General features: G+C 73.9%; 5 protein-coding genes. 1 reads left to right on the top strand and 4 read right to left on the bottom strand.

Features of this window, described 5'->3' with window-relative positions:
• Positions 1-104 precede the first annotated feature (104 nt).
• Both BN344_RS14150 and BN344_RS14145 read right to left on the bottom strand, forming a co-directional pair.
• Entirely contained in the window at positions 105-734 is a 630-nt protein-coding gene (locus BN344_RS14150; protein WP_040338967.1) for an alpha-ketoglutarate-dependent dioxygenase AlkB, read from the bottom strand.
• A gap of 57 nt (positions 735-791) precedes the next feature.
• Positions 792-3,020: a RecQ family ATP-dependent DNA helicase gene (locus BN344_RS14145; RefSeq protein WP_040338966.1), complete on the bottom strand. Its 2,229-nt coding sequence runs from the start codon at positions 3,018-3,020 to the stop codon at positions 792-794.
• A 22-nt stretch (positions 3,021-3,042) separates the two neighbouring features.
• Between BN344_RS14145 and BN344_RS14140 the strand changes: the two genes are divergently transcribed.
• Positions 3,043-3,933 carry a PHP domain-containing protein gene (locus tag BN344_RS14140; RefSeq protein ID WP_231486827.1) on the top strand — a complete coding sequence of 297 codons (891 nt, stop codon included), beginning with the start codon at positions 3,043-3,045 and terminating at the stop codon, positions 3,931-3,933.
• 10 nt (positions 3,934-3,943) lie between these two features.
• Here the strand turns inward: BN344_RS14140 and BN344_RS19140 are convergent, their stop codons facing one another.
• Together BN344_RS19140 and BN344_RS14130 are read right to left on the bottom strand one after the other, a co-directional pair.
• Positions 3,944-5,557, bottom strand: a complete 1,614-nt coding sequence (locus BN344_RS19140) for a signal peptidase I (RefSeq protein WP_051515887.1) — start codon at positions 5,555-5,557, stop codon at positions 3,944-3,946.
• 62 nt (positions 5,558-5,619) lie between these two features.
• Positions 5,620-6,057 (bottom strand): hypothetical protein, encoded by a 438-nt coding sequence (locus BN344_RS14130; protein ID WP_040338964.1) that lies wholly within the window; start codon positions 6,055-6,057, stop codon positions 5,620-5,622.
• Positions 6,058-6,345: the final 288 nt, after the last annotated feature.

Raw genomic sequence — 6,345 nt, 5'->3', positions numbered from 1 at the left:
CCTTCGAGGGGGTCTGCAGGGGGGTCGGCGGGGGGCCTCGCGGGCGGCCGCACGAGGGGTTCGACCCGGCCGGCCACCTGGCTCTTCCGTGCGGGGCCGGCGGGCTATGCGACGCCGCGCGGACGGAACTGGACGCTCACGCGAGGCCCGACCGGCTTGGTCGTCTTGGGGATGCAGTGCTCCCAGGTGCGCTGGCACGAGCCGCCCATGACGACGAGGTCCCCGTGGCCCAAGGGGAAGCGCAGGCTGCTGCCGCCGGAAGCGGGACGGAGCAGCAAGGGCCGGGGGGAGCCGAACGAGACGATGGCGACCATGGTGTCGCCGGAGCGGCCGCGGCCGATCCGGTCACCGTGCCAGGCGACGCTGTCCCGGCCGCCCCGATACAGGCACATCCCGGCGCTGACGAAGGGCTCTCCGAGCTCGGGGCGGTAGTACTCGTCGAGCTCCGCGCGCGCTTCGGTCAGCAGCGGGTGCGGCAGGGTCTCGCCGGCGCCGTACCACCGCAGCAGTCTCGGGACGGCGACCTCGCGCTCGTACATCTGACGCCTGTCCTCGCGCCAGCCGATGTCGCCGAGCAGGACCTCGAGCACCTCGCCGGAGCCGGTGATCCAGCCGGGCAGGTGATCCACCCACGCGCCGGCGCTGAGGTGGTGCCGTTCCACGCGGCCGGCGAGGGGCGTGAGCGTCGCCTCGTCGGCGACGTCCCACATCGAGGGCTGCTGCGCGAGCTGCATGCCGGCACGCTACTCCGACTTTTCGCACATGTGTGCGAAAAGCTGTGGATAGGCCGTTCAGGCGGTGAGCGCGAGCGCGAAGGGGAGGACGGCCGGGGCACCGGCCCGGCGCAGCTCACGGCCGGCCACCGTCATGGTCCAGCGCGAGTCGGCCAGGTCGTCGACCAGCAGCACCGGCCCCGCCACCGAGGCCAGGCGCTCCTGCAGCTCGGGGCCCACGACGATCCGGTCCCAGACGCCGGCCAGCCTGAAGGCGCTGTTCCCGCCCGGCTGCCCCGTCGGGCCGCCGTGCGCCAGCGAGAGCTCGCCCAGGAAGTCCAGACGACCCATCCTCGCCAGCCCCTGCGCCACCCCGGTCACCAGCCGGGGGCGCCGTCGCGAGGGCACGGCGACCACGGCTACAGGCCGCTGCGACCAGTCCCAGGCCGCCAGCACGCGCGCGCACGCGCGGAGGAGGTCGTCATCGGGTGGCAGGTCGGAGAACGAGCGCTGCACGGGGACGTCGAACGCGGCGTCCGGGTCCTCCTCGATGCCGGGCGCCTCCAGATCGACCACGCCGCCCACGCCGTCGTCCCCGAGGAGGGTGCGCAGCCGCTGGCCCCAGCCGAGGTCGGTGAGCCGGGCGACGGCCCGGCCGGGCTCGAGCTGCTCCCCTGGCGCGATCTTTCCCTTCACGTCGACGCCGAGCCGGTCCGCGCCGGTGGGCCACTGGGCACGAGGTGCCAGCTCCACGCCGGGCCGGTCGAGCGCAGCGGACGCCGCCTCGGCGGCGGCCTCCGGCACGTCGGTGGAGTACCAGGGGCCGGCGCAGACGTCGCACCGTCCGCAGGGAGCCGCCGTCGGGTCGTCCAGCGCGGACTGCAGGAAGGCCATCCGGCACTCGGCTTCGTCGACCGGCTTGGCGTAGGCGAGCATCGCCCGCTGCTCGGCCTCGCGGGTCCGCGTCACCCGGGCGTAGCGGTCGGCGTCGTAGACCCAGGGCTGCCCGGTGGAGCGCCAGCCGCCCTGCACCCGCTCCACCGCGCCGTCGACGGCCAGGACCTTGAGCAGCAGCTCCAGGCGGGACCGGCGCACGTCGGCGACCGTCTCCAGCCGGGCCACCGACCACGCCTTGCCGTCGGCCATGGCGGTGAGCACCGCGGCGGCGTGGTCCTCACGCGGCATGGAGGAGGTGGCGAACCACTGCCAGATCGCGATGTCCTCGGGGCCCGGGAGGAGCAGCACGTCGGCGTGCTCGACGGCGCGGCCGGCGCGGCCGACCTGCTGGTAGTAGCTGACCGGGGACGACGGCGCCCCCAGGTGGACGACGAACCCGAGGTCGGGCTTGTCGAAGCCCATGCCGAGCGCCGAGGTGGCGACCAGCGCCTTCACCTCGTTGTTGCGCAGCGCCTCCTCGGCGTCCTTGCGGTCGGCGTCGTCCAGCCGGCCGGTGTAGGAGCGGACCTCGTGGCCGGCGTCGCGCAGCAGGTTCGCCGTCTCCTCCGCGGCGGCCACCGTGAGCGTGTAGACGATGCCGCTGCCCGGCAGGTCGCCGATGCGGGCGGCCAGCCAGGCCAGGCGCGCGCGGTCCGACGGGAGCCGGAGCACGCCCAGCCGCAGCGAGTCGCGCGAGAGCGGGCCCCGGACGGTGGTCACCTCGACCCCGCCGGCGCCGAGCTGCTCGGCGACGTCGTCCACCACCCGCTCGTTGGCGGTGGCGGTGGTGGCCAGCACCGGCGTGCCGGCAGGAAGCGTGCCGAGCAGGTCGCGGATGCGGCGGTAGTCGGGCCGGAAGTCGTGGCCCCAGTCGGAGACGCAGTGCGCCTCGTCCACGACCACCAGGCCGCACCGCGCGACCAGACCGGGCAGCTGTTCCTCGCGGAAGCGCGGATTGGTGAGCCGTTCGGGCGAGACGAGCAGGACGTCGACGTCGTCGGCGGCCAGGCGGGCCGCGATGTCGTCCCACTCGGTCATGTTGGCGCTGGAGATCTCGACGGCCCGGATGCCGGCACGGGCCGCGGCCGCCACCTGGTCGCGCATGAGCGCGAGCAGCGGCGAGACGAGCAGGGTCGGGCCCTTGCCGCGGCGCCGGAGCAGGGCCGTGGAGACGAAGTAGACCGCCGACTTGCCCCATCCGGTCCGCTGCACGACCAGGGCCCGCTGGGAGCGTTCGACGAGCGCGGAGACCGCGGCGTCCTGCCCCTCGCGGAAGACGGCGTCGGGCCGGCCGGTCAGCTCGCGGAGCACGGCCAGCGCCTCTGCGTGGACCAGGCTGGCGGTCTCGGACGTCGGCGCCGCGGTGGTCATGCCCCGACAGTAGGCACCCCCGGTGACAGGACGGACCGCCGAGCGCGACCTGTGGGCGACGGTGGAGAATCCACAGGCGATGGCACACCACGGGCAGCGACCGCCGGACAACCACGTGCACACGCACTGGTCGTGGGACACCGCGGATGCCTCGACCATGCGGCGCGCGTGCGAGCAGGCGATCGCGCAGGGCATCCCGGCGATCGCGTTCACCGAGCACCTGGACTTCACCGTCTGGCAGGCCGAGGACCTGGCGACCGAGCGCGGGCTGACCGACCGGTTCCCGGCCCAGCAGCTGCCCATCGACGTCGAGGGGTACTTCGCCGAGCTCGCCGAGGTACGCGACCGGTTCCCCGAGCTGCGGATCCTCTCGGGCGTGGAGGCCGGCGAGCCGCACCTGTTCGCCGCGAGCATCGCCACGCACCTGCGCGGTGCCCCCGTCGACCGGATCCTCGGCTCGTTGCACTCCCTCGACGACTGGGGCCGGCTGGTCGGCGTCGGCCGGCTGCTGCAGACGGACGCCGACGCCACCATGCGGCGCTACCTCAGCGAGATGGTGCGGATGATCGAGGGCAGCGACGTCTTCCAGGTGCTGGCGCACGCCGACTTCCCCCGGCGCTACTGGCCGGGCGGCTCGCACCGGTACGTGGAGAAGGACTACGAGGAGGAGTACCGGGCGGTCTTCCGCGCGCTGGCCGGCTCCGGGCGGGCGCTGGAGATCAACACCACCAGCCCGCTCGCCTCGGCCGACCAGATGCGCTGGTTCCACGAGGAGGGTGGCGAGGCGGTCAGCTTCGGCAGCGACGCCCACACCCCGTCGGCGGTGGGCCAGAAGTTCGACCTCGCCGTCGACGTCGTGGAGGCTGCGGGGTTCCGCCCCGGGCGCGACCGCTTCGACTTCTGGCGGCGCTGAGCGGCGACGGTCAGGCCACGCGGGGCAGCGGCATGGTCGCCGGCGCGGGCGCCGGCCGGACCGCGGGCGGCGGAGGCGGCGGGGTCCGGGTGACGGCCGTGTCAGGGAAGACGAAGCGGTAGGTCGTCTCGGCGTCCTGGACGGCGAACGTCTGGCCCTCGGGACCGGCGTGGTGCAGCACCAGACCGTCGAACCGCTCGGCCACCCGGCGCAGGGCGTCGGCATCCGAGACGTCGACGACATGGGGCCCCGTGCTCAGGCCCGCCACCGGCAGGATGCGCGCGGCGTTGCGGACGGCGAACTCGTCGGCCGCGTCGCCGGAGCGGGGACGACCGATCCACCCGGTGGCGGCGGTGACGACGGCGGCCACCACGAGGACGGCGAGGACGATGAGCCGGGCCGCGTCGATCGGCAGGTCGATGCCGAGCAGCGTGAACGAGCGGGCCACGACCTCGTCGACGGGGACGGCGACCTGCGCGTTCGGCTCGAAGGTGGACTCGGAGGTGGGTGGACGCAGCGCGGTGGGGTCCATGGCGAACGTCAGCGCCGGCACCTCCTCGGCGGTGAACGCCGCGCCCTGGACGACGCCGGTGATCTCGACGACCGGCGTGACGATGATGGTCGCCGTCCCGGCGCTGCCACCGATCTCGGCGTTGTGCCGGTCGACGGCGGCGCGGGCGAGGTCGGGGTCGATCGGGACGGTGGCGGTGGCGGCGCCGTCCTCGACCGCGACGGCGGGGCTGTCGCCGAGCGGAGCGCTCCACCCGTCCGCCGTGGCGACGGAGAGGTCGAGACGCACGACGCCCTCGACGGCGTCGAGACCCGGCGCGCTGACCACCTGCTCGAAGGAGACGGCCAGGTCGTCGACGAGCCGGGTGTAGATCGGGTCACCGGTCGCGATGGCGCCGGTCGGGTACGTCGTCCCCGGGGCCGCGGTGCCCGTGTAGGCGAACCGGCCCTCCTGGGCGACCTGCAGGGTGCGGGTCTCGGTCGTCGTCGTCGGCAGGGCCAGCAGCGCGGCGCCGGCCACGGCGGCCAGCAGCGCGACCGCGCCGGAGACGATCGCCACCTGGCGCGCCTGCGCACGGGTGGGCATCGAGAAGGAGACGGCGGCCACGGGGCTCGTCCGGCGGGGCGCGTGCCGGCCCCGGCGGCGGCCGCGCGCGCGGCGCACGGTGTCGCTCGTGCCGAACAGGCCGAGGACGACGGCGGCGATCAGCCCCAGCGACCACGGCGACGTGATCGCGTCGAGCATCCTGCCGCCCTGGGGCACCTGGCGGAACAGCTTGCCGAGGAGTTCGTCGGCGGTCGGGCGGTCCTCGTCGAGCCAGTCGTTGTTGTCGCCCTGCAGCACGAACCGGTCGCCGTCCACGTCGACGATCCGGTGCATGACCTTCGTGTCGAGGATCTCCGAGTGGTAGGCCACCACGTCGCCGACCTCGTAGGAGTCGGCGGGGCGGAGCACGGCGAGGTCACCCGTCGAGAAGCCGGGTTCCATGCTGATCCCGTACGTGCTGACGTAGGTCGTCGCGCCACCGAGCTGCACCGGCCAGAAGAACCAGGCAGCCGCCAGCGCCAGCGCGATGACGGCGCTGGTGCTCGCGGCTCTGGCTGCGGCGTTCATGGCGGGCGCAGGAACGGGTCGGGCGGGGCGGCCTGCCCGGCCGCCCCGCCCTGTCCGAACTACTAGGACACCACCGTCAGGCCGACGGCGTTGAAGTCCTGGAAGTAGCGGGTGGGGAGGCTGCCCCCGGCGGTGGCGCAGGTGATCTGCATGGAGACGTTGTCCCACGCGGGCCCCGTGGGGGTGCAGTCGTAGACGGGGGACAGCGGCGTGCCGTCGTTCGCGTCGTTGAGTGCCGAGGGCGCGTTGACGGTCTTCAGCGTCATGGTGGAGGTGGCGTTCGTGACGTCGGTGGTCAGCGTGAACACCACGGCGTCGAGGATCGTGCCGTCAGCGGGGTTGGCGACGTAGTTGATCGCCGTCGCCGTGGCGCCGGTGACGTCACCCTGGCCGTAGCCGGCGACGCTGTCGGGGACGGTGTTGCTGGCCGTGAAGGCGGAGGTGGCGACGGCGGCAGCGGCGACCGCGGCGCCGGCGAGCAGAATGCGCGACTTGCGCATGAGGGGTGTCCGTTCTCTCGGTGGCCCAGGCCCGTCCGGATGCTTCTCATCCGTCCGCGATGACTGCGCCGTCATCCTTGACGGAGCCGTTTTCGGCATCGGCGGCCCAACCTCAACTCCTGTCCCAAAAGAAACTGGAGTCGCTCGATCGACACGGGAGCGACGGTGACCGTGACCGCCGGACGTCGTCGACCTCACGGCACGTCCGACGGCCGCCGCATCTCCTGACGGGCGGCGCTGATCTACGGTGCACCCGGGTCCGGATGCGACCGCGCCTTCGGAAGGGGG

The sequence above is a fragment of the Candidatus Blastococcus massiliensis AP3 genome (genome assembly GCF_000582785.1).
GTDB classification, from domain to species: domain Bacteria; phylum Actinomycetota; class Actinomycetes; order Mycobacteriales; family Geodermatophilaceae; genus Blastococcus; species Blastococcus massiliensis.
The sequence above is the reverse complement of the archived record's forward strand: the minus strand, read 5'-3'. Positions and strand labels throughout refer to the sequence as shown.

What these genes read in the sequence shown, in the direction of transcription:
- BN344_RS14150 (WP_040338967.1), bottom strand. Translation starts at nt 734, where the DNA reads ATGCAGCTCGCGCAGCAGCCCTCGATGTGGGACGTCGCCGACGAGGCG.
- BN344_RS14145 (WP_040338966.1), bottom strand. Translation starts at nt 3,020, where the DNA reads ATGACCACCGCGGCGCCGACGTCCGAGACCGCCAGCCTGGTCCACGCA.
- BN344_RS19140 (WP_051515887.1), bottom strand. Translation starts at nt 5,557, where the DNA reads ATGAACGCCGCAGCCAGAGCCGCGAGCACCAGCGCCGTCATCGCGCTG.
- BN344_RS14130 (WP_040338964.1), bottom strand. Translation starts at nt 6,057, where the DNA reads ATGCGCAAGTCGCGCATTCTGCTCGCCGGCGCCGCGGTCGCCGCTGCC.